The organism is Cohnella hongkongensis, assembly GCF_042654645.1.
GTDB lineage: Bacteria > Bacillota > Bacilli > Paenibacillales > Paenibacillaceae > Cohnella > Cohnella hongkongensis.
In genome coordinates this window covers 216,103-238,608 of record NZ_JBHSEP010000006.1, presented here as the reverse complement: position 1 = coordinate 238,608, position 22,506 = coordinate 216,103, and the positions used below count along the sequence as shown (strand labels likewise).

17 protein-coding genes are annotated in these 22,506 nt (G+C 53.6%); 9 read left to right on the top strand and 8 right to left on the bottom strand.

The features are described from left to right. Positions 1–66 precede the first annotated feature (66 nt). From ACFO3S_RS11095 to ACFO3S_RS11085, 3 genes are all read right to left on the bottom strand, one after another. The gene (locus ACFO3S_RS11095) at positions 67–495 is read right to left on the bottom strand and encodes a cupin domain-containing protein (protein WP_378095377.1); all 429 of its coding nucleotides are present in this window, start codon (positions 493–495) and stop codon (positions 67–69) included. Positions 496–644: 149 nt separating this feature from the next. After that, positions 645–1,079 (bottom strand): VOC family protein, encoded by a 435-nt coding sequence (locus tag ACFO3S_RS11090; protein ID WP_378095374.1) that lies wholly within the window; start codon positions 1,077–1,079, stop codon positions 645–647. A 109-nt stretch (positions 1,080–1,188) separates the two neighbouring features. Continuing rightward, complete coding sequence (locus ACFO3S_RS11085; RefSeq protein WP_378095373.1) at positions 1,189–1,962, bottom strand: helix-turn-helix transcriptional regulator; 774 nt, start codon at positions 1,960–1,962, stop codon at positions 1,189–1,191. Positions 1,963–2,299: 337 nt separating this feature from the next. Between ACFO3S_RS11085 and ACFO3S_RS11080 the strand changes: the two genes are divergently transcribed. From ACFO3S_RS11080 to ACFO3S_RS11070, 3 genes are all read left to right on the top strand, one after another. Continuing rightward, on the top strand, positions 2,300–3,262 hold the full coding sequence (locus tag ACFO3S_RS11080; RefSeq protein WP_378095371.1) for a carbohydrate ABC transporter permease: 963 nt from the start codon (positions 2,300–2,302) through the stop codon (positions 3,260–3,262). A gap of 65 nt (positions 3,263–3,327) precedes the next feature. Further along, positions 3,328–4,179, top strand: coding sequence for a carbohydrate ABC transporter permease (locus tag ACFO3S_RS11075; protein ID WP_378095368.1), 852 nt, complete (start codon positions 3,328–3,330; stop codon positions 4,177–4,179). Positions 4,180–4,234: 55 nt separating this feature from the next. After that, on the top strand, positions 4,235–5,626 hold the full coding sequence (locus ACFO3S_RS11070; RefSeq protein ID WP_378095366.1) for an ABC transporter substrate-binding protein: 1,392 nt from the start codon (positions 4,235–4,237) through the stop codon (positions 5,624–5,626). A 79-nt stretch (positions 5,627–5,705) separates the two neighbouring features. Here the strand turns inward: ACFO3S_RS11070 and ACFO3S_RS11065 are convergent, their stop codons facing one another. The 3 genes from ACFO3S_RS11065 to ACFO3S_RS11055 form a co-directional block, all read right to left on the bottom strand. Next, entirely contained in the window at positions 5,706–6,590 is an 885-nt protein-coding gene (locus ACFO3S_RS11065) for a helix-turn-helix transcriptional regulator (RefSeq protein ID WP_378095364.1), read from the bottom strand. A gap of 21 nt (positions 6,591–6,611) precedes the next feature. Beyond that, positions 6,612–9,719 carry an ATP-binding protein gene (locus ACFO3S_RS11060; RefSeq protein WP_378095362.1) on the bottom strand — a complete coding sequence of 1,036 codons (3,108 nt, stop codon included), beginning with the start codon at positions 9,717–9,719 and terminating at the stop codon, positions 6,612–6,614. A gap of 85 nt (positions 9,720–9,804) precedes the next feature. Continuing rightward, positions 9,805–10,722: a helix-turn-helix transcriptional regulator gene (locus tag ACFO3S_RS11055; RefSeq protein WP_378095360.1), complete on the bottom strand. Its 918-nt coding sequence runs from the start codon at positions 10,720–10,722 to the stop codon at positions 9,805–9,807. Positions 10,723–10,827: 105 nt separating this feature from the next. On the opposite strand from ACFO3S_RS11055, the gene ACFO3S_RS11050 reads away from it, so the two are divergent. Next, complete coding sequence (locus tag ACFO3S_RS11050) at positions 10,828–11,292, top strand: VOC family protein (RefSeq protein WP_378095358.1); 465 nt, start codon at positions 10,828–10,830, stop codon at positions 11,290–11,292. Positions 11,293–11,327: 35 nt separating this feature from the next. On the opposite strand, the gene ACFO3S_RS11045 is transcribed toward ACFO3S_RS11050, so the two are convergent. Next, entirely contained in the window at positions 11,328–11,867 is a 540-nt protein-coding gene (locus ACFO3S_RS11045; RefSeq protein WP_378095356.1) for an S-layer homology domain-containing protein, read from the bottom strand. Positions 11,868–12,173: 306 nt separating this feature from the next. Next, positions 12,174–14,534, bottom strand: a complete 2,361-nt coding sequence (locus ACFO3S_RS11040; RefSeq protein WP_378095354.1) for a helix-turn-helix domain-containing protein — start codon at positions 14,532–14,534, stop codon at positions 12,174–12,176. 160 nt (positions 14,535–14,694) lie between these two features. Here ACFO3S_RS11040 and ACFO3S_RS11035 point away from each other — a divergent pair, with 160 nt between their 5' ends. The 5 genes from ACFO3S_RS11035 to ACFO3S_RS11015 all read left to right on the top strand — a co-directional run bounded on the left by ACFO3S_RS11035 (position 14,695) and on the right by ACFO3S_RS11015 (position 22,431). After that, complete coding sequence (locus ACFO3S_RS11035; RefSeq protein WP_378095353.1) at positions 14,695–14,883, top strand: hypothetical protein; 189 nt, start codon at positions 14,695–14,697, stop codon at positions 14,881–14,883. 4 nt (positions 14,884–14,887) lie between these two features. Beyond that, positions 14,888–15,808, top strand: coding sequence for an ABC transporter permease (locus ACFO3S_RS11030; protein ID WP_378095351.1), 921 nt, complete (start codon positions 14,888–14,890; stop codon positions 15,806–15,808). Further along, the gene (locus ACFO3S_RS11025) at positions 15,802–16,722 is read left to right on the top strand and encodes a carbohydrate ABC transporter permease (RefSeq protein ID WP_378095350.1); all 921 of its coding nucleotides are present in this window, start codon (positions 15,802–15,804) and stop codon (positions 16,720–16,722) included. The genes ACFO3S_RS11030 and ACFO3S_RS11025 overlap by 7 nt, the downstream gene beginning before the upstream one ends. Positions 16,723–16,825: 103 nt before the next feature. Beyond that, positions 16,826–18,370 carry an ABC transporter substrate-binding protein gene (locus tag ACFO3S_RS11020; protein WP_378095348.1) on the top strand — a complete coding sequence of 515 codons (1,545 nt, stop codon included), beginning with the start codon at positions 16,826–16,828 and terminating at the stop codon, positions 18,368–18,370. A gap of 131 nt (positions 18,371–18,501) precedes the next feature. Beyond that, positions 18,502–22,431 (top strand): carbohydrate-binding protein, encoded by a 3,930-nt coding sequence (locus ACFO3S_RS11015; RefSeq protein WP_378095347.1) that lies wholly within the window; start codon positions 18,502–18,504, stop codon positions 22,429–22,431. Positions 22,432–22,506: the final 75 nt, after the last annotated feature.

The following is a 22,506-nucleotide window of genomic DNA, read 5'->3' as shown; positions in this document are numbered from 1 at the left end:
GAAAAACATCGCAAAAGCGATAGGGTTGAAGGAGCTTAGCGACCCGTTAACTCTTTCAACAGAGTACTAGCGCGCCGCATCGGTTCCTTCTTGTTCCTCGTACCACTTCACGATTTTTGCCATCTGGGGCTCGAATCCGCCGGGAATGAACACATTAAATACGCCGGCGCGTGCCGTGGTTCGATTCATGAAATCATGGGTCATTCCCGCAGGGATTCGAATAAAGGAGCCCTGCGGCGCGTCCACAAATTCCGATCCCAGCTGAAAGGTCATGATGCCTTCCACAACATAAAACAACTCTTCATTCGCTTCATGCGCGTGCGGCCCCGGTCCTTCGCTTAATGGTTCCAGCCACCATGAGGATGCGCAGTATCGGCTCTCGGTTTCTTCCGTGTCCGCATAGAAGATTCCCGTTAAGGCGCCCAGCTCGTACTTGCGTCCAGTACCGGGCATATACACCATCAATTGTTCCGAAGGTCTGCCGCTCGTCTCCATAGGAAACCCTCCCCTATCGCAATAGTCCTACACAGTCCCGCTCAATCCAACTTTTCTAGTGAAGCGAGGCGCGTCCGGCCGACCCGAAGCTTGCATGGCGTTTTGTACGAAAGTTCGTACAAAACGCCTTGGCTCCTTCCATGGGTTGGTCAGTTTTCCGCGTCGGGTTGATCGGTTACAATTTGCCATTCGATCCCGAATTTATCGGCGACTTGGCCGGTAGCCGGGCTGAATCCCGTCTCCTGGAGCGGCATGATTTCCTTTCCGCCGTTCAGCAAAAGGGAAAAAAGCTTTTTCGCGGTTTCCGCATCCTTGACAACGATCATCAAGTTAATGGACGAACCGGGTTGAGGGATTTGGCCGGGAAGGTAATCGGCCAGCATGATTTCGGAACTTCCGATTTTGAGATGGGCGTGCATGACGCGCCCTTCGTTTTCCGGCGTGACCTCGATTCCCATTTCTCCGGGCCAATCCTTTAGAAATTCTTGCCCCATGATCTCCGCGCCAAAAATCTCCTGATAAAATTGAATGGCTTCTTGCGCCCTCCCATCCAGCATGAGGTAGGGGGTGATCGTCACTTCCATGAGTCCCAGTCCTTTCTGTCCATAATAGAGACAAGCTCATTTTGACAGACGCAGGAACAAAAAACTTCTTATTCATTGCGGAATTGTCGGACGGTCGACGACGGCAGGCTTACTTTTTCAAAGAATCTACGAGCAGCTTTAATACGTTGACCACGATGGGCGGATCCTCCGGAAGAGCTTCGCGCAGCGGAATAGTAAAGGATTGATCATGATCTTGCGGGAAATGGACCCGACGCTGCACACGCCCGCGCAAGCAGTCATCCAGCACAAAGTAACGCAGCGGATTGATCGTTCTCTCAATGGAGCAGGCCAGAAGGTAGTAGGCGCCGTTCGGAATATGCTCGAAGAGATGCGTGTTCTTTTTGGCGAGGGCGACTCCGGCCACCGGCCGGTGGTTGGGGATCGGGCTCTTGAATAAGCCGACAAACGTGATCCCGGCTTGATAACCCTCGGGGTAGAGGACGGAAATCAGACAGCGGCTTGTACCTGATGGAAAAGGGTCGCCGTTATGACCGACAACCGCAGTAGGGGTTTCTTCGCAATTTTTCGCCAAGCTGTATAGCGCTTCTACTTGCTGCTTGTATTCGCGCGGAGAGAGTCCGGTTTTCCTCGTGAATGTAGTAGAGAAAGTGCCGACGCTGGAATAACCCGCATCAAACCCGGAATGCGTTACGGAATGTTCCTTGCGAAGCAGGGCTTGTTTGGCAAACTCGATTTTTAAAGAGGACAAATAGTCCGCCGCTGAAAAGCCCGTCAACCGTTTGAATTCCCGGCTGAAGTGATATTTGCTGTAACCAAAATGGTTGGCGGTTTCTTCCACGGTGATATCTCGAGTCGCGGATTTTTGCATATAAGCAAGAATCTCGGGAATCCGTTCCTTCACAGCACTGCTCCTTTCGCGTGTTCAGGCGGTTCTTTGTTTACTCTACCATAGGGTGCGGCAAGGCCACAATCCGAAGGACAGGGCTAAAGCAGAGTTGCAAATGCCATTCCAGCAGGTCAGTCCTCACAGAACATGCTTTCACCTTTTATTTAGTTCAATATAGTACGATTATATGCTATTTTGTACTTTTATTATTATCTTTATACTGTTATATTGACTGTCAAATGAATGCTGAGATATTCTAATCTTGTTAATAATTGTGTGATGAAAATTCAGAAAAATAAGGACACAACGAATGTTTCTTTTATCGGAATAATGCGGGGGGTGAAGTGCTTTAATGAAAAATGGAATCGCTTTCTTTTTTAGGCGTAATGCGGCAGCGTACATGTTCCTGCTGCCGTGGCTCATAGGCTTCGTTGTTCTGACGCTGTATCCGATGATTTATTCGCTGTATCTCGGTTTTACCGATTACGACTTTACGAAGCCTGACTCGACACAACTGATTGGCTTTGGCAATTATACGAAAATGTTTGGCTCGCTCTTTGGCGTTCAGGATTTCACAGTAGCAACAGGCGAGGTCATGCGAGTCGATCCCTATTACCTGAAGTCGCTTTCCGTTACCTTCACTTATGTGTTTGTGTCCGTGCCGATCAAGCTGGCCTTCGCCCTGCTGATTGCGATGCTGCTCAGTCAGAAACTCCGTTTCATTCCGTTTTATCGCGCAGTCTATTATATTCCGACCTTGCTTGGCGGATCCGTAGCTATCGCGGTGCTATGGCGCAAACTGTTTGAAAAGGACGGTCTGCTCAACGGCCTTCTAGGCGGCTTGGGCTTCACGGATCTGCCGGGCTGGATCACCAATCCCAAATATGCGCTGTCGACCCTGATCCTGCTTACCGTCTGGCAGTTTGGTTCCAGCATGATCATCTTCCTGGCGGGGCTTAAGCAGATCCCCTCCGAATATTACGAGGCCTCAAGTATTGACGGAGCGGGTAAAGTCAAGCAGTTCATCGCGATAACGATTCCGTCGCTTACACCTGTAATTTTGTTCAACCTGATCATGCAGATGATTGCGGCGTTCCAGGTATTCACACAGGCTTACATTATCGGCGGCGGCAAAGGCGGCGTCTTGAATTCCACCTTGTTTTACACCCTGTACCTCTACATTCAAGGATGGACGTATCATGAGATGGGGTATGCTTCGGCCATGGCGTGGGTGCTGCTTTTGATCATCGGCATTTTCACCGCTATCATCTTTAAGAGCTCGAAATACTGGGTGTCGTACGGAAGCGGCGAGTGAGGCTCTCCGGCGCAAGGGAAAATGCTCCGTGAAATTTATTTTAACCATAAGTGTGGTGGTATCTTTTGAATAAGGGAACCGATCGTCGGGTTTTTAAGGTATTCACCCATATTTTTATTATCGCGCTTGGCGTGGGCATGCTTTACCCGATCATTTGGATGATTGCAAGCTCGTTCAAACCCAACAGCATGATTTTTAGCGATACGAGTCTGATTCCGAAAGCGTTTACTCTTGAAAATTATGTAAATGGATGGAAAGGTTATGCGGGCACAAGCTTCGGGACGTTTTTTGCGAATTCATTGCTGCTGTGTATCGTGGCGGTTGTCGCCAACCTCGTTACCTGTTCCATGGCGGCCTACGCATTCGGGCGTCTTAAGTTCGACGGCAAGAGTATATGGTTTGCGATCATGATGATCACGCTTATGCTTCCCGGCCATGTCACGCTGGTGCCGCAGTATATCCTCTTTAACACATTCGGATGGGTGGGCACCTATCTTCCGATCATTGTGCCAAAGCTGCTGGCTACCGACGCGTTCTTCGTGTTCCTGCTCGTACAGTTTATTCGCGGGCTGCCTAAGGAATTGGATGAAGCGGCAGTTATCGACGGATGCGGAAAAGCGGGAATCTACTTGCGGATCGTCGTGCCGCTTGCGGCTCCTGCACTGATTACAACCGCCCTGTTTACGTTCTTATGGACGTGGGACGACTTCTTTAATCATTTGCTGTATCTGACAGATCCCAAAACCTTCACCGTTTCCAGAGCCCTGCGCACATTTGTCGGCGACGCGGGCGCAGTTTCGAACTGGGGCGGGGCGCTGGCCATGTCAACCCTATCGATTGTTCCGTGCTTTGTGCTGTTCTTCTCGCTGCAGAAATATTTCGTTCAGGGCATCGCCACTTCAGGAAGCAAAGGTTAGGTTGCAAGGGAGAATCCCCCTGTAATAGATAAGAAAATAATGGGAGGTTGCTTAAATGAAGAAAGCGCTAAACGCAATTTTTGCAGCGACTCTGTTGTTGTTCGTTCTCGCCGCATGCAGCAGCAGCAACGAGGAACCCGCAGCTGGAACGAACGCTCCGCCGGCATCGGAACCGTCGGCATCGGAACCGTCGTCATCGGCGCCGGCCGACGCGACGCGTTCCGACGGGCTTCCTGCATACACGGGCGGTCCGGCTGAACTGCGTTTCGGCTGGTGGGGCAACGACGATCGCGCTCAAATTACGAATGAGGTCATTGCTAAATTTATGGAAGCCTATCCGGAAATCAAGGTAACCGGCGAACCCAATGGCGGAACTTCCGACCACTTCGCGATTATCGACACGCAGCTTCAAAGCAACAATGCTCCTGATCTTATTCAGTTCGGAGGCAACTATCCCGATTATGAGCAATATTTGCAGCCCTTGAACGACTTTCTAGGCAATCAGCTTTTGATTGATACACCTGAGACATTCGACCAGACTGCGCTCATCCCTGCTACGTTAAATGGAAATCTCTATGTGGTGAGCCTCGGCACGAACACTCTTGTCCTTGCCTACAATAAAACGATGATTGAGAATGCCGGAGCGGCTTTGCCGCAGGACAACATGTCATGGGACGAATTAATCGCCTACGGGAAAGAGTTAAAAGCCAAGCTGCCGGCCGGGGTATTCCCGTTTGTCGACAACAGCACCAACACCGCGAATTACTTGAGCTATTTCTATACGCAAGAAGGGACTCCGCTGTGGACTTACGATGAGGGCGGCAAATCTTACGCAACGGTCGATTCCGCCAAGAAATGGCTTCAGATGTGGGCGGATTTGCGCGCGGAAGGCATCATTCCCGACGCGGACACGACGGCAACGTATGCCGAATCCGGCCCGGACAGCTCGGCGCTTGTGGCAGGCAAGGCAGCGATGGGTATGATTTGGAGCAACCAGGTTGCCGCCTATCAAGCTGCTATGACGGATGCTCTGGGAGCAACCACATTGCCCAAAGGCGGCGAAAAAGCTTATCAAATCCAGATGAGCCAATATATCGGAATTAACAAGAATAGCAAGAACGTGGAGGCCGCCGCGATATTTGCCAACTATTTTGTAACCAGCCCAGAAGCGGGCGCCATACTCGGCACCAATCGCGGCGTGCCTTCCTCTCCTAAGGTGCGCCAAGCGATATCGGCCAGCGCAACGCCGATCGACGCAGCCGTATACCATATTTATGACGTAGTTGCCGACAGAAGCGTGCCGCAGGGCCCCAACCTTCCAAACGACCAAGAGTTTGTTACGGAGCTGCAGCTGCTTGGGCAAAGCGTGGCATACGGCAGGTTAACGGTGGATCAAGGCGCGGTAGAATTGCAGGCGCTTATTGAAAGAATGATCGCCAAAAAGTAAGGCTTGGCACCCGGCGGGTGTTGCCCCGGTTATTATTCACGGGCAGCGCCCGCTTTTGCTTGTTTCGGGGCTTGGCGTTCTATTGCTTTTTATTGCGAACCTTTTGTTTAATGATGCTTAGTTTTTTTCGGTATTTCAGCGGGGTGGTTTCGGTGTATTTTTTGAAAACGCGTTCGAAATAGGTGACGCTGTTATAGCCTAAACGTTCGCCGATCTGGGCTATGCTCATGTCGCTTTGTTCCAGAAGCTGCTGCGCTTTCTTTACGCTGTGAATATTGATATAGTCCTGTACCGTAAAGCCGGTCACTTCTTTGAAAACGCGGCAAAGATAGCTTTTGCTAATAAAAAAATGGTTGCATACTTCATCCAAGGTTCTTACCCTGGCCTCGCCGTGAGTGATGAATGTCGCGATTTCATTGATCATTTTATGTTTGGGTTTGTCGGACATAGAGAGGCTGGGCGGAATTAGCCTTTCGGAATGAGACCGGCGGACGTAAAGCAGGATCTCCGTAATTTTCATCATGATAAGGATAGAATAGTTGTCGTGTTTTTTTTCCGCTTCCTCCATAATGTCGTTGAAACGGCGTTCTATCCAAATCTGGGCTTGTTCGTCCAGATCCAATACACAGGAATATTTGAAGAAAAAGTCCGCCAGGCTCATTCCGCTGATGTTTTGAAAAAAGGTCGAGAAGGGTTCGGCATTCAACTCGATCAGGAAGCGGTCGTGAAAGTTTTTACCCAGTACGCTGGTTTTGTGGATATGCATGGAATCGACCAAAACTAGACTGCCTTTTCGAATATGATACGTTTTATTTTCGATAAAATAGTACCGTTCTCCGTTAAACATGTAGTAGATTTCAAACTCCGGGTGCAAGTGCATGTCCGGCATCACGAATTCTTCGTTGCGCACCACTCGCTCCAGCGTAATGCCGTCAAGCACGCAATCGCATAATTTTGTGATCATACCGCAGCCTCCGGCCCATTTTTAGCGAACGGAAATTCCATTGTCCTTGATCTCAAGCAGATGAATGAGGATGGTTGTTCCTTTGCCCAGCTCGCTATTCAATTGAAAACGGGTTCCTTTAATCAGCGAAAGCTTTCTAAATGGATTATTAAAGCCTAATCGCTCGTTTCGCCCGCGCAATAGCTCCTGCTGCTTGTCCGGAGGAATTCCGATCCCGTCATCTTCTATCATAATTTTGATATGCGGCGGTTCCCGCTCGATCGTAAGACGCAGCGTTCCGCCATCTTTTCTTTTGGTTATCCCGTGACGAACCGCATTTTCGACTAGCGGCTGAATGGTCATGGCCGGGATCAAGGTTCGAATGGTTTCGTCAATATTATATTCGATACGAAGTCTTTCTTCAAAGCGCATTTGTTCGATCGCGAGGTACGCCTTTACCAATTGGATTTCTTCCTCCAAAGGAACCATTGTGCGCTGCTTCTGGTAATCCAGTTTTCCCCGGAAATAAGTAGAAAGATGCTCTAAGGCGGTTCGTGTTTTTTCCTGATCAGACCAGCTTAGCGAAATAATCGAATTAAGGGTATTGTACAAAAAGTGCGGTGTAATCTGAGCGTAAAAGTAGCTGAGTTCATGGTCCACCGCATCATACGCTGATTTCTTCATCAACAGCAAGGACTCGATCCGCATCTCTAATTCCTTCAAATGAACAGGCTTTTGCAAGTAATCGTTGGCTCCTAACTGGAAGGACAAAACTAAGTCAGACAATTGTCCTGCTGCTGTTAAGATGATGACAGGCAAATCGACCAAGTCTCGCTTCTGTCTAATCGTTTTGCAGACTTCATAGCCCGTCATATGGGGCATCATTAAATCCAAAACGAGAAGATCCACCTTTTCCGTTTCCACGATGTCGAGCGCTTCCTGCCCGCTGCCTACCGCAATGACGTTATATTGAAGCGATTGGAGCATATGAATAAGCGCCTTTAAGTTGGCCGGTTCGTCATCTACGACTAATACGGTATACGGTTTTGATCCTTCCACTCTTGTAGGCAGGATAATCTGGGGCTGCTTCCTCTCCCGATCCATCCCATGGGCAGACGCAGCTTGTTCGTGCACTTCGCTTATTTCCTGATGTGCCAGCAGCTGCTCGTTAGTAGCCAGCGGGATCGTGAAGGTGAAGCAGGAGCCTTTGCCTGCTTCGGAAGTTACCCAAATACGCCCGCCTGCGCTCTCCACAATTTTTTTGGTAATGCTTAATCCCAGACCAAGACCTTCCGATTTTCTGGCGCGGCTGCTTTCAACTTGATAGAAGGTTGTAAAGATGAGGTCGTGGTGCTCTGCAGCAATACCCGGCCCCGTATCTTCAACCGATATGTGCGCCTGTCCCTCCAAGATTCGAGCTGAGATCGTGATCGTTCCCTGCTTGGTGAATTTAATCGCGTTGTAGATCAGGTTGAAGAAAACCTGCTTCAGCTTCTGCTCATCGGTGTAGACAAGCGGAAGATTCGCCGGGATCTTGTTGATTAATTGAACAGTTGGAGCGGGCGGCATGACGTAGGCGATCTCGGCAAGCACTTCTTCAACTATACGAATTTCGATCGGTTTGGAGGTAAAGGACACCTCGCCCCGTTTTATTTTGGAAATGAATGAAAGGTCCTTAACCAAGCCGGCCAATCTTCTGCTTATCGAGTGGATTAATATGGCGCTTTCTTGCTGTCTCTTTTTTAAGGGTCCCTCAACGCCTTCCAGCAGCGATTGAGAAAGGTTCATAATCCCATGGAGCGGAGTGCCCAGCTCATGTGAGGTTTTGACCAGAAATTCATCCTTCATTCGGTCGAATTCCAGCAATTCATTAGACAGTTCCTCCACTTTGTTGTAGGCCTGCTGAGAACGGTGACTCAATAATAGCGCCAAGCTCAACACCATAATGAGAAACAAAAGAAAGGACGGCATTTCGATATCCACTTCAAACAGCAGGACAATGGCCAGCAGAGCACCATACAGAGCAAAAGTGTAAACAACGATCAGCACATAGTTGGAATCCTCGGTTTTTTGCCTGTAGGCTTTCAGCAGCAGAATAAAAATATACACGTAGCCGATCGCCGTAGTCCCTGAAACAAGGAGTTGAATGAGCGGAAATGACCCCTTCACCATGAGATCGACCGTTCTGCCTAACGTAAATACGGCCAAGGCTTGCAATCCCAGCATTGCGCTTAATGCGGCGACGATCCTTCTGCTGGCCGTCATGTTGAAGAAATGATACACAAACAATAGGAAAAACAAGACGAAAAGCGTAAGTGAAATGGCCTGTACTTCCAGTTGTAAGGACGGGCCCAGCTCCGGAAACAGCAAGTAGATCCATCTTTCATTTATCGACGATATGTGGAATGCTTGCGCCAGACAAAATAAACTGAAGTATAGCTCATACCGAAATTTCCGTTTGTGCTGCAAATAGGCCGTAAAGTAAATAAACGAAAACAGCAGATAGCCGGAAATGAGAAAGGCTTCAGTGAATTTGGCACGGCCCTGTTCGGTTAATATTTGATCGGCCAGACCGAAATCGAGCGAACTGACAATGCCGCCAACAGCATAGTCATAATTGGCAACAAGGATCACCAGTTCTATTTGTTTATTTTTACTGTTTCCCAGCACGACATACTTTTTGTAATCGAAGCGATATTCTTCGATTCTTTGGGACGGAACGCCTGCCGAGCCAAGCTCCTCTCCATTTAGATAAACCTTATTGGCATTACGAATCGTATTCAGCTTTACGCCGTAGAGGTCATCTTCCGGAACATGAATAAGCAAGCGATACGTACCTGTCCCGTAAGGAGAAGCTCTCTCGGACTTATAGCGATCCCATGCGGCGGGCACCGGGATGGATTGGCGGTTGGTTTGATAACGATCAAAGACATGTTCATCCGGATGGGGCACGATTAATTGTTCCGGATAGAATTCCCATTCTCCGTCAAGCGTAATCTTATCCTGCCGATCCCAATGCTGCAGCGAAAGAACGCCATTGTTCGCCATGAATGTATTGGAGTCGAATACACGAAAGGAGTGAAGAACAAAGTACGTTGTCAAGAGAGTGATAGCGATCATAGTTAGAGTGAGAAGCTTTCTATTTTTCACACAGCTAATTCCTTTCACTATGGGTAACAATTCGGAATATCTAATCTCTAAATAGTATCATAAAAACGTTAGGATGATTTCAAAGTTATAGCTGCCAGTAGTTCGCCATCATTTGATTTAGATACTCCCGGAAGTCTTCGACATAGGAATCTGGCTCTATGATTTTTAGTTGGGTGCCGAAGCTTGCTAAAAATCGAAATCCGGTACTGTTTTGAGGGAGTTGGATGGCGGCCAATAAATAGTCCGAATTATAGGTTTCAATACTCTTCCGCCCGTACCTTTCAATGAAATGATCTTTAATGCTGGGCGATATCAACGCCTTGATCTCGACCAGCTGCGGTTGGAAACGCGTTTCGCGTTCTTGTTCAGACCAATCGCTTCTAGGGTGAAACGTTTTTTCCTCCATCGTCAGACGATCGATCCGAGATAATTTAAACGTTCGATACCCCTGACGCTGTGCGCAGAATCCTTTCAAGTACCAGCTCGTTTCGCTATAATGAAGCTCGTACGGCTCGACCCTTCTATTCGTTACCGTGCCGTTTTTATCGATATAATCGAATGAAACGAACCTTCTCTTTAAGATGGATTGTTGGCAGAGCTTCAAGGTTTGAACCATTTCAGACCGCCCCTCCCAATCATAAAATGACAGTTGAATGGAGCGATTCAGAGACAAGGGGCTTACCATAGCTTCTATTTTTTTGATCGTCCTTTCGACTTCTTCGCTAACGAGAAGTTGTTCCAAGCCGCCGAGCGCAGTTAGTATATTCTCTATGTCGGCGTTGCTTAAAAGACGCTTATCCACCTTGTACTCCTCCATAATGCCGTAGCCGCCGTTCGCTCCATGGATCGCATAGATCGGAATGTTGGCTAGACTCAGCGTTTCCATATCGCGAAGGATCGTTCTTTTGGAAACGTCGAATAGCTGCGCGAATTCTCTTGCTGACACGACCTCTTTTTTCAGCAATATCATGATAATAGAAATCAGTCTCTCGATCTTGTCCATAATCGCCCTCTATTTTTCTTTTTATATCCATTTCAGAATAGTGACATTAAGCTGTCGTCTTTTCTTCATTATACTACAAGTATCTTAAGAAGGAGGTATGGCTTAATGTCAGCGATTGCCTATTTAAACTTTGATGGAATTGCAGAACAAGCGATTGAGTTTTATTCGGAGGCTTTAAAGGCAACTGAGGTGAAACAAGTAAAATTTAAGGATTTCCCTCAGAATCCAGCCTATCCGCTGCCGGAAAACGAGTTAAACATGATCATGGAGTCTTCCATCGAATTCGCGGGCGGGAAAATCATGATGTCGGATATTTTGCCTTCGATGCAGGCGGTAACCGGGGAGGTAGTAAAAGGAAACTATATGATGATCAGTCTGGTCATCGAGGATAAACAAAAGCTGGAGGACTACTTTAATCGGTTATCCGTCGGCGGTCATGTTATGATGCCGTTATCCGAGACGCCTTGGTCATCGTGCTTCGGAATGCTGGTGGATAAGTTTGGCGTTTCCTGGAAGTTTAACCGCGACGCGGACCGTTTTCTGGACAGAGTCCTTTCAAACAAGCAGTAACTCATTCTAAAAGGCGCTGTACACCCAGAACGGCGTTAGCTCGCGTAACCTGCCAACTGCAGCATGCGTTCCACCAGCAAGGCGGCTTCCGCGCGGGTATTGTAAGCTTCCGGCTGCAAGGTGCCGGCACCGCGTCCGTTCAGCAGCCCATCCTGAACGGCCCGGGTTAGCCAAGGTATCGCCCATTCGCCTGCCGCGTCCGCATCCGGGAACTGTTTCAATAGAGCTTCGGCGCGTGTGACAGAGCGGTTCGGCTTGAACGATCCGTCCGGATAACCGGTCAGAATGCCGGTTCCGACTGCGGCTCCAACCTCGCCGGCATACCATTCCGTGCCGGTCTGGTCGGTGAAGCCGCCGTCACGGTTGCCGATTGGCAAGAGGCAAATGCTGCGATTAAATAACGCAGCAAGCTCGGCGCGGGCAACATTGTGCTGTGGCTTGTAACGATATTCGTTCACGCCGTTTGCCATTCGCGAGATCGCTTCCTCGGCCCAATGCCCGGCCGTATCGCCGAAGCTTGATCCGTTCGCAGGGATAAAGACGTAGCTGCCGGAGCCGCTGCTGCGGAACCGCATGCAGCAAGGAAATCGTTGAGCTTCTTCCCTTTTCCGTTAAAAAATACGTTGGTTATGATCACGCGTGATTTGAATATCGTCCAGAGAGCGGATCGGGTCTTGAAAATCGAAGAGGGCGTCCTTTCCTACCTCGGCTAATCGAGGTGAGAGGACGTTGAACAACTATACCAGCCTTACCGTGAAATATTTACTGAAGTAAGCGATTTAAGCTCTAGTAGCGCCGGGATATCAAGGTTTCCCCGTGGCTCTGCCGGAGTAACAGCGTAGCCCGCATGTCTCCTTGGCCAAAGAAGCATGCGGGTTATTTTATTTCTGCACCTGTCCGTTTTTGCGCCGGTTGCGGTATTCCTGCGGCGTCGCGCCGAATTTCTTTTTGAACAGCTTGAAAAAGTAGCTTTGATTCCAAAAACCGACCGCCTGCAGCACTTCATTGACGGTGATGACGTCCATCTCCAGCAGCCGCTTCGCCTGGTTCAGCCGGGTCTCGGTAATATAGCTGGTAATCGAGACCGATTCGAACGACCGGAAGATGCGGCTGACGTGGGACGGAGGCAGCTTCAGGTCGGCGGCGATCTGCTGCAGGCTCAGATTTGCGTCGCGGCAGTGCTCCTGTATGTACGCTTTGATCGTCTTGACAAGCGCATAATCGCGGGAGCTCTGACGGCCGTCCTCGCGCGCGCGCACGAGATCCTGGAACGCCTCCATCAGCTTCAGCCGCATGTCGTCCAGCGTCTCCTCCTCCATGACGGTCTGGTAAACCTGCTTCAAGTCGATCGCGACCGGATGCGCGGAGTGAGCGCCGATCTCCTGGACGGCTTTGCCGATTAGGGAGAACAGATGCAGCAACGTATACAAAATTTGATCGTAGTCCAGCGCTCGCATCGCCTCGAACAGACTCTGAAGCTGAGCCTCGATTTGCAACAGATTGCCGGTCTTCATCCCTTCGTCCAGCAGACGGGCTTCGCGGGCGGGGAACTGGAAACTCGCGCTGCCGCGATTCGCCGCCGCTTCGGGGACAATGACGGCGCCCCTGCCCAGCACGAGCCGGTACATGGACAGCCGAAGCGCCTCGTCATACGCCTCGGTCAGCCGTTTGTAGTTGGGAATGTCCCCTACGACAGCGGAAGTGAATGAGATATGATAATGCCGTTCGATGTAATCCCTGGCGCTGCGCAGCAGACCGCAGATCCGTTCCGTCGAGCCGCCGTCGTCTGAAGCTGCGGCGCTGCCCAGAAGCACCAGATGATCGCTATGCATCGGGATAACCTCGCACGCCAGCTCCTTGGCCAGCGTCTCCCCGACGACATTGGCGATCGCAAACTTAAGCAGCCGCGTCTCCTCCTCCGGCCGGTGCCGCCATTCATGGAAGCGGTCCGGCTTCAACACGCACAGCGTCAGACGCTCGTTCCCCGCATCGCTCAAGCTTGCCTCGCTGTCCGACGCTCCCGGTTTTCCCGCTCCGCCCAAGCCCGACAGGCCGCGCAGCAGCTCCCAGTCCGACTCCGCGAACAAGGCGCTGTCGGCGATCAGGCGGCGCAAATACAGCCCTTTCCGGTTGCGGGCCTCGGCGTCTCGCCGATTCGACATCTCCTTCATCTTATCCATCATGTTGCGATATTGGCTGGAAACGAAAAAGAGTTCGCCGGTCGCCGCCTCCGGAGGGGGAAGCTGCCCGTCGCCGGCGCCCGACAGTCGGGCGATCTGGCCGACGAGCTTGTCGATCGGCCGATACAGGGCATAGGCAAGCGCCAGCGACAAAACGACTGTGGTCACCACGAAGGCGGCGATCATCGTATAGGCGATTGCGCGCATGCCGTTGATTTTGCCGAGCATGTCTTTATAAGACCGGACGCTGACGGCTGTCCAGTCGGTCGCCTTCGTCTTCATGTAAGTGACGAGTTGCTTGCCTTCTGTCGAGTCGTAAAGCAGATAGCCGGCTCCCTCCGAATCCGGTTCGGCCCGTACGCTGCGGGACAGCTCGGCCATAGAAATGACGCTGCCGGCATCCGGATTAAGAATGGTGCTGCTGTTCATCAGATAAATGGAGGGCGGCTGAGGCACATCCGACCGGTCGATGTTATTCACCCCCTGGAAGATCCAGTCCGCTTTGATATTCAGCACCAGCGAGCTGCCGGACGCGTCGGTCAGGATGTAGGCGAAAAAATCGACCGTCCCGCCTTCGGACGGAGAACGTCCGCTAAGCGACACCGGAATAAACTGCAGATTGGGCAGGTTCTTCCCGCTGCGCAGAAGCCGCGCGACCGCCTGCGCGACCGGATCGTCGTCGTTCGACGGGGCAGTCGTCTGCAGCTTGTCCATATAAGCGTTGTACAAACTGGCGGAATGCAGGTAGGAGACGGTGGAGGCAAATTTCCGAAGCCGGTCGAGCTTGGTGTAATTCTCGTAGATTTCCACCGACTTGACGTTCATCAGATAGACGATGTCCGAGTCGAAGAAGAGGGACAGCGTAAAATTTTTGACCATTTCGTTCATTGCGTCCAGATTGGAGTCCACCTGCCCGAGCACCTGCCGGTTCGCATCGAACTGCAATTTCAACGTCGTTTTCTCGATGGTCCAATAGAGCGTCAAGGAAGAAACGGCCATCAGCGCCGTCATCAGCACCGTGATCGCCGTCACCAGACGAAGCAGATAAGTTTTGCTTTTCAATCGCGGCAATGCTCCCATCTCTCGATCCCCCGCAAGCTGTAAAATGCAATCCGTAGAAGCGATATCTTTTCCCATTATAGCGCAATCGCTTTCAGGCGCTAGCGCAAGTAACGCGCGGGATTGTGGAAACGGACTGTAAAAGAGGAGGTCAACTGTAAATTTGCTGACGCAACCCGTTTCGCGCAGCCTGACGGGAGTAAGGAGGGAGCGGGACGAAGCGGGAGTGCAGCCGCATGCGAAAAACATAGGGGTCCGGTACGGTCGGGCGGCAAACAATACAGTTTCCGGGATGGAGCCGCTGTGGCAATATTGGGAGCAACCAGACCGCAACGAATCGGAAATGGAGTGAGCGTATGCCGCATAATCAATCGTCGAAGGGACGGTTCCAGCGGAACAGGGAACTGTTCCTGCTATCTGTCCCGGCTCTGCTGTACAAATTGCTGTTTTTCTATCTGCCGCTCGTTTTTCTCATCATCGCCTTCAAAAACTATCGTTACGATCTCGGTCTTTGGGGCAGCGCTTGGGTAGGGTTCGAGAATTTCAAATTTTTCTTCGTGTCCAATGCCGGCTGGCTGGTGACGCGAAATACGGTTCTGTACAACTTGGCTTTCATGGCGCTGACCACGGTCTGCGCCCTGGCGCTGGCTGTCGGGCTGAACGAGCTCAAGCGCAGATGGGTCAAGCTGCACCAGACGGTGCTGTTCCTGCCCTACTTTCTCTCCTGGGTCGTCGTCGGGTATATCGTGCTCGGCTTTCTGGATCATCAGAACGGCGTCGCCAATCAGCTGCTGCTCGGCTGGGGCAGTCAGCCGGTGTCTTGGTATCGGCAGGCCGAATACTGGCCCTTCATTCTAGTGTTGGTGCATCTATGGAAAAGCATCGGCTTCGCCACGCTCATCTACTTCTCCGGCATTCTTGGAATCGACTCCAGCTATTACGAAGCCGCGAGGATCGATGGCGCCTCCCGGCCGCAGATGGTGCTGCGCATCACGCTGCCGCTGCTCACGCCGCTGGTGGTCATTCTGCTCATTATCGAGATGGGCAAAATTTTCCGCGCCGACTTCGGCATGTTCTACTTCGTTCCCAACGACGTCAGCTTCTTATACAACGCGACCGATGTCATCGACACGTACGTCTACCGTTCGCTGCGCGTGGTAGGGAACCTTGGCATGTCCACGGCGGTCGGACTCTACCAATCGGTCGTCGGCCTGTTGCTCGTGCTGCTCTCCAATTACGTAGTCAAAAAAATAAACGAGGAGAATGCGCTATGGTAAAGCAGGCGTCGTCCGCAGTCCCGTCTCCGGTCTCTCAGGACTCCCCGCGCATCCTTCAGTGGGGGATCAATCTCTTTTTCTTGGCATTATCGGCCCTGATTGTCGTTCCGTTCCTGCTGGTGCTGTCGATCTCGCTGACCCGCGAGCAGTCTCTGCTCGACTTCGGTTACCGCTTTATTCCGAAGGAATTCAGCCTGCAGGCCTATCGTCTGATTTTCGCCAATCCGGGACAATTGCTGCGGGCGTACGGCGTAACCGCTCTCGTCACTGCGATCGGCACGACGGCCGCGCTGTTCCTCACGTCGTTGATCGCCTTTGTCATCGCCAGGCGAGACTACGCTTACCGGCGCGCGACGACGCTGTTTATTTTTTTCACGATGCTGTTCAGCCCCGGAATCGTGCCGACCTATATTCTTGTGACGCGCGTCATGCATCTCCAGAATACGATCTGGGCGCTGATTGTGCCGTACCTGCTCAATCCGTTCCATGTCATGCTGCTCAAGGGCTTCCTCGACAAGCTGCCTGGAGAGATCGTAGAGTCGGCTAAAATCGACGGCTGCAGCGAATTCCGCATCTATAGCCGCATCGTGCTGCCCCTCGCCAAGCCGGCCCTCGCCACCGTGGGGCTGCTGATCGCATTCGCGTATTGGAACGACTGGTGGCTGGGGCTGCTGTTCATCGACAACCAAAATCAGGTGCCGCTGCAGCTGCTCTTGTATCGCATTATGAACCAGATCGAATTTCTGAGTAATCAGTTCATCCATTCCAACGTCGCCGTCGACCTATCGCAGTTCCCCAGCTTGTCCACGAGGATGGCGATGGCGATTTTAGCGGCCGGTCCGATGATGTTCATTTTTCCGTTGTTCCAGCGGTTTTTCGTCGGCGGTCTGACCGTCGGCTCGGTCAAGGGCTGACATCGGCGCCCGCCGCGACTTGCGAATCGATCGGACAGAAGGGCGGTGACGCCCGCACTGCCGTTTGAGATACTTAGGCATATAAACAGAGAGGATGAGCAATGTGAAAAGAAGAAGGAAGCTAGGCTTAGCCGCGCTGCTGCTCTGGACAGTCTGTATCCTATCCATGCTGGCGGCTTGCGCAGGCAAGGAAGAGGCGGGAGGAGCGTCGCAGACAGGAGCGCCTTCGGCCGAATCGGGGGCGGAGAGCCCCGCGGCCGCGGGAGGCGACCTGAAACCGGTCGAGCTGAGCTGGTATTTGCCGTTCGGGCAGATCCCGGCCCGGCTGCAGGAGATCGAGGACGCCGTCAACCGGATCACGAAGAGCAAAATCAACGCCACCGTTCGGATCAAGGCGGTCAACGACTATTCGACCAAGATGAACACGGTGCTCGCTTCCGGAGAGCCGGTGGATATTTTGTGGACTTCCAACTGGAGCTTCAGCTATGTCGAGAACCAGCAGAAGGGCGCTTTCCTCGCGCTGGACGAGCTTCTGGACCAATATGCGCCTGAAGTGAAAAGCAGCATGCCGCAGTTCGTCTGGGACGCCACCAAGATCCAGGGCAAGATTTACGGCGTGCCCAACTACCAGATCGTCACCAACCAGGAATTCTTGGGCGTGCAGAACCGGTTTCTGGAGAAGTACAATTTCGATCCGTCCGTCGTCAAGAAGCCGGAGGACATCGAGCCGCTGCTGGAGAAGATCAAGGCCGGAGAAGGCAAGAACGTGATTCCCTTCACCTCGGACCGCAGGGGTAAATTCATCGCCATGCCGCATACCTTCGGGTTGGAATTCATCATGTCCAATACGGTTGGCGCCATCCGCTGGAGCGAGCCGACCCAGGTAATCGACTTCTACAATTCGCCGGAGTACGAGCGCTATCTGGACATGATCCATCGCTGGTACGACAAAGGCTATATCAACGAGGACGCCCCGACGCTCAAATCGACGACCGACATTTCCAGATCGGGCAAGGAAGCAACCTGGTACCACAATGTGCTGACGCCGGGCAACGAGTCCAACGTTAAGCTGAACAACGGCGGCTACGACGTGACGTTCGTCCCGATGACGGAGGTGTTCGCAGGCACGAACACGATTACTTCCACTATGCAGGCCATCAGCAGCAGCTCCAAAAATCCCGAGCGGGCGATGATGTTCATCAACCTGATCAATACCGATAAGGAGCTGTACAATTTGCTCTGTTACGGCATCGAAGGCACCGACTATACGAAAAATGCCGACAATACAATCAAGCTGAACAAAGAAAGCGGCTATTATGTCAATTCGAACTGGATCTTCGGCAACACCTTCAACGCGCTGTTGGTCGAGGGGCAGAAGCAGGAGAACCTGGACAAGGTCAAGCAAAACAACGAAGCGGCTGCGCCTTCGCCGATCATCGGCTTCCAGTTCCTGACCGGTCCCGTGCTCGCGGAGGTCGCCAACGTCAACTCCGTCATCGATCAGTACGGCCCCGGTCTGAATACCGGCGCTATCGATCCGAAGGAGAAGCTGGCGGAATTCCGCAGCAAGCTGGCGGCGGCGGGCATGGACAAGATCATCGCGGAGATGCAGAAGCAGCTGGACGAATTTTATCGGACCAAAGGATAGCGGGCAACGGTTCGAGTCGCGCCATAGAGAGCGCCGCCGCGGGCGAAACGGATAGGTTTGCCTGCGGCAGGGCGCCGATCGGAGGAGAGAGAGGCTGTCGCTAATCCGAAGTGAGAGGACGTTGATGAATAATGAAGCTTCATCGGCTATGGATTGCGTTTGCCGCAATGACGGTCTGGCTGGCGGGAATGTGGGGAACGTTCGGAGCGAATACGCCCCGGGTACAGGCGGAAGAGACTTTGACGGCGGATTATTATGTGTCTCCGGAGGGCAGCGACGGCAATCCGGGCACGTTGGCGGAGCCGTTCCTAACCGTTGCCAAGGCGCGGGATACGGTCCGGCAGCAGATCGCCGGCGGCATGACGCGGGATTGGACGGTTATGCTGCGCGGAGGCGAATACCGGCTCGAAGAGACGCTGGCCTTCAACGAAGACGATTCCGGGAGGGACGGCTACCGCGTCGTCTACCGGAATTATCCGGGTGAGGAGCCGGTCATCGTCGGCGGGACGCGTCTGACCGGCTGGGAGCCCTACGACGAGAACATTTATAAGCTTCAGGTCGGAGAAGGGACTCTGGATGTGCCCGAGCAGCTCGGGGTCGAGCTGCTGTCCGACGGCGGCTTCGAGGACGGCTTCGCCTCGTGGACGGTGGAGAAGCTGGGCTCGGATGCCGGGGACACGGCGACGATCGTTACAAGCGAGGCGTATTCGGGCGATCGAAGCCTGCATGTGCGGGAGCTGAATACGAACGGCAATACGGCGCTTGACGTCTATCAGTGGATTCCGATCGATCCGGCTAAAACCTATCGATACTCGTTCTGGGCGAAGCGCGTCGACGGGGAAGCAGGCTTCCGCATCATGCAGGCCACCGCGGCGGGCTCGCAAATTACGTTCGGCGGCTTCCGTCTGGATGCTGAAGACGGCGACTGGAAGCGCTATACCGGCACGATCGGCCCCGCGGGAAGCGGCGCCGACCTGACGTGGAACGGCAGCGCGGTCAAGATCCGGTACGAGCTGCGCAATTATCCGGCGAACAACAATTACAGAACGGTGGTCGGCGAGGCTTACTACGACGAAGCTTCCTTCCGAGAAGTGACTGCGGGGGGCAGCAAGGTCTACTCGGGACTGGACTTTAACTCGCTGTTCGAGAACGGCGAACGGAGCCGGCAGGCGCGGTATCCTAACGTGGATGCCGACGGGAACGCGCAGTATAGCACGACATCGGGCAACATCTCCAAGTCGCGGTTCGTCTTCTCGCCCGGAGATATCCCCGTCGTCTCCAGCCCGGCCGAGCTTCAGGTGTTCCTGAGCAAATCCTGGCTGGGCGGAACCTACCAGCTAAGCGGCGTTGACTATACGAACGGCATCGCCTCTCTGTCCTCCCCGTCCCGCTATAATATCGAAACTACCCGATACTACGTGCAGGGCGCTCTGGAGCTGTTGGATCAGCCGGGCGAATTCAGCCTGGACAAGCGGACGGGCACGCTCTATTACTGGCCCGTGAACTTGCCGATCGAGCAGCAGACGATCGATGTGCCGCTGCTGCGCACAGTGCTTCAGGTCCGGGGAAGCTCGCCGGACACGCCGGTGCACGATCTAGTATTTCAGGGGTTGACGGTACGGAATACGGATCTGCCCGACAATTATTTCTTCGAGAGGAACCAGACGCAGAACGCGCTCAACAAGACAAGCGCGGTGTGGATCGAGAATGCGCGCCGGATCGCCTTCGTGCGCGGGAAGCTATACAATCTCGGCATGAACGCTCTGCGGCTCGACGGACTGGCCCAGTACAACGAGATTAAGGGCAATCTGATCCGAGACGCCGGAGGAACCGGCATCGCGCTTGAGGGGCCCAACGCCTACGGCTATACGATGAACGCGTTGACCTCGGTGTCTGCGAACGACCACAACGTCATTGCCGACAATCACATTTACGAGACCGGCCTGTTCAACGTCTACGACGGCTACGGCATCGATGTCCTGGCCAGCGGGGACAACACGATCGCCCATAACCGGATTCACGATACGACCAGAGGGGCCATTCAGATCCGCAACTATTGGCCCGATCTGCTGGACAAGACGGCCGGGGACGGCGTGACCGTGACCATGGCCAATGTCGCCGACTATACGCACGCGCGCAACAATGTCGTCGAATTCAACGACGTGTCCCGGGCGATCACCGCGGCGGGGGATGCGGGCGTCATCTATGCCTATCAGACTGGCGCCGGCAATGCGATCCGCAGCAACTGGGTGCACGACACCAGCGGGCAGGAGCTATACGGGATTCGCGACGTTCACGGGATCTACCTGGACAACTTCGCCGACGGCTTCACGGTGGAGGGGAATCTGGTGACGGGGCTGAACGAGGAGGAGCCCGAGATTCCGGCATCCGGCATTTTCGACAATGTCTCGCAGAACGACCGTGCGCCGATGGGCAAAAATGTGTTCGACAACAACTTCGTGATCGGCGGCGAGGGGCTGGAGCGCGGCTTCTACCTATGGGAGGACGACGCCCCCGACGAGCTGGCGCGCAATGTGGTGACCGACGCGAAGTATTTTTACGATCTGAGCAAGGGGCTGCCCGAGGACATCATCGAGCGGACCGACGACAATTTATTTTACAGCAGCACCGGCGATTACCGGATCTCGGGAGTGCCGGGCGTCTCTTCGCTGCAGGACTGGCGAAGCTACAATGGAGGCCTCTTCGATGCGCATTCCGTCATCGAGAATCCGCAGTTCGTCGATCCCGCAAGGTCCGATTATCGGCTCGCTTACGATTCGCCCGCGTTGGCGCTGGGCATCCGCGACATCGCCATGAAGGACATCGGGCTGACGTCCGACTATCCGTTCGCCGATCCGAACGATCCGCTGGAGCGGGTGTTCGCTTTTACGGCGACGTCGGGAGATCGCTCTTGGAGCACGGTCCCGTTGGGCCAACAGGCGCAGTTGAAGCTGGCGGGCCGTACGGCGCAAGGCTACGCGGCGGACCTCTCCGCTGCCGCCGTCGCCTACGGCAGCGACGACGAGACGATCGCAACCGTAGACGCGCAGGGAGTGGTGACGGCCGTAGGCCGCGGCGTGGCGCGGGTAACCGTCGCGGTATCGCTGGGCGGGACGGTGAAGACGACCGTGCTCGACATTATGGCCGGACTGGATTACGTGGCCCGGACCGAGGTGGTCGAGCAGAACGAGCAGGATCTCAAGCCGCTGCTGGCGCAAGGACTGGAAGGCTTTTACAATCCGGCGACATCGACTGTCGTCTATACGAGCGACGATCCGCTGATCGCATCGGTCGACGCCGACGGCATCGTCACCGGAATGGCGCCGGGATTGACGTCCGTCGTCGCTGCCGTCTCCGAAGGGGGAACGACCCGCTATGCGAGATTCGATGTGACGGTGCTAGCCAACACGCTGGACCAGGTGTTCGTGAGCAGCGATGGCGCACTGACCGTAGGCGCCTCCGGTCTGCTTCGGCTCGGCGGGACGATGCGGGACGGCAGCGCGGCCGATCTGAGCGTGGCGTCGGTCGTCTACGCCAGCAGCGATCCCGCTGTCGCTTCCGTCACCGCGGGCGGAATGGTCACGGTTCACGCGCACGGGACCGCCATATTGACGGCGGAGGTGACGTTGGACGGCGTGACGAAGTCGGGAACGCTGACCGTGCTGAACCGCAGCGCGTTCACGCAGATCGAGGCCGAATCGTTCGATCGGCTGAAGGAGCCCGTTGCGACCAAGCCCGACTATATTTGGAACACCCATTCCAACGGCTGGGCGAAGTATGACAGCGTGGACTTCGGCGACGGAGCGGCAGCCTTCAGCTTGAATGTCGCCGTGAGCGGCGATTGGGCCGGAGGCCGGGTAGAGGTAAGGTTGGACGCGCCCGACGGTACGTTGGCCGGCACGCTGACGGTGGCGTCAACCGGCTCGTTTACGACGTACCAGACACAGACGGCGATGATCGATACGGTGACCGGCGTGCACGATCTGTATCTGGTGTTCCCGGACAAAGCGGGCGGCACTACCGGCAACATGAATTGGTTTTCCTTCACGCCGTCCGACTAAGCCTCGGCTGAGGCTTGCACATTAAGCGCATCTGGCGCTCGTGAATCACTCTCGCGCAGGGGGGCCGGATGCGCC

What these genes read in the sequence shown, in the direction of transcription:
- ACFO3S_RS11065 (WP_378095364.1), bottom strand. Translation starts at nt 6,590, where the DNA reads ATGATCACAAAATTATGCGATTGCGTGCTTGACGGCATTACGCTGGAG.
- ACFO3S_RS11015 (WP_378095347.1), top strand. Translation starts at nt 18,502, where the DNA reads ATGAAGCTTCATCGGCTATGGATTGCGTTTGCCGCAATGACGGTCTGG.
- ACFO3S_RS11090 (WP_378095374.1), bottom strand. Translation starts at nt 1,079, where the DNA reads ATGGAAGTGACGATCACCCCCTACCTCATGCTGGATGGGAGGGCGCAA.
- ACFO3S_RS11025 (WP_378095350.1), top strand. Translation starts at nt 15,802, where the DNA reads ATGGTAAAGCAGGCGTCGTCCGCAGTCCCGTCTCCGGTCTCTCAGGAC.
- ACFO3S_RS11045 (WP_378095356.1), bottom strand. Translation starts at nt 11,867, where the DNA reads ATGCGGTTCCGCAGCAGCGGCTCCGGCAGCTACGTCTTTATCCCTGCG.
- ACFO3S_RS11050 (WP_378095358.1), top strand. Translation starts at nt 10,828, where the DNA reads ATGTCAGCGATTGCCTATTTAAACTTTGATGGAATTGCAGAACAAGCG.
- ACFO3S_RS11030 (WP_378095351.1), top strand. Translation starts at nt 14,888, where the DNA reads ATGCCGCATAATCAATCGTCGAAGGGACGGTTCCAGCGGAACAGGGAA.
- ACFO3S_RS11095 (WP_378095377.1), bottom strand. Translation starts at nt 495, where the DNA reads ATGGAGACGAGCGGCAGACCTTCGGAACAATTGATGGTGTATATGCCC.
- ACFO3S_RS11055 (WP_378095360.1), bottom strand. Translation starts at nt 10,722, where the DNA reads ATGGACAAGATCGAGAGACTGATTTCTATTATCATGATATTGCTGAAA.
- ACFO3S_RS11080 (WP_378095371.1), top strand. Translation starts at nt 2,300, where the DNA reads ATGAAAAATGGAATCGCTTTCTTTTTTAGGCGTAATGCGGCAGCGTAC.
- ACFO3S_RS11070 (WP_378095366.1), top strand. Translation starts at nt 4,235, where the DNA reads ATGAAGAAAGCGCTAAACGCAATTTTTGCAGCGACTCTGTTGTTGTTC.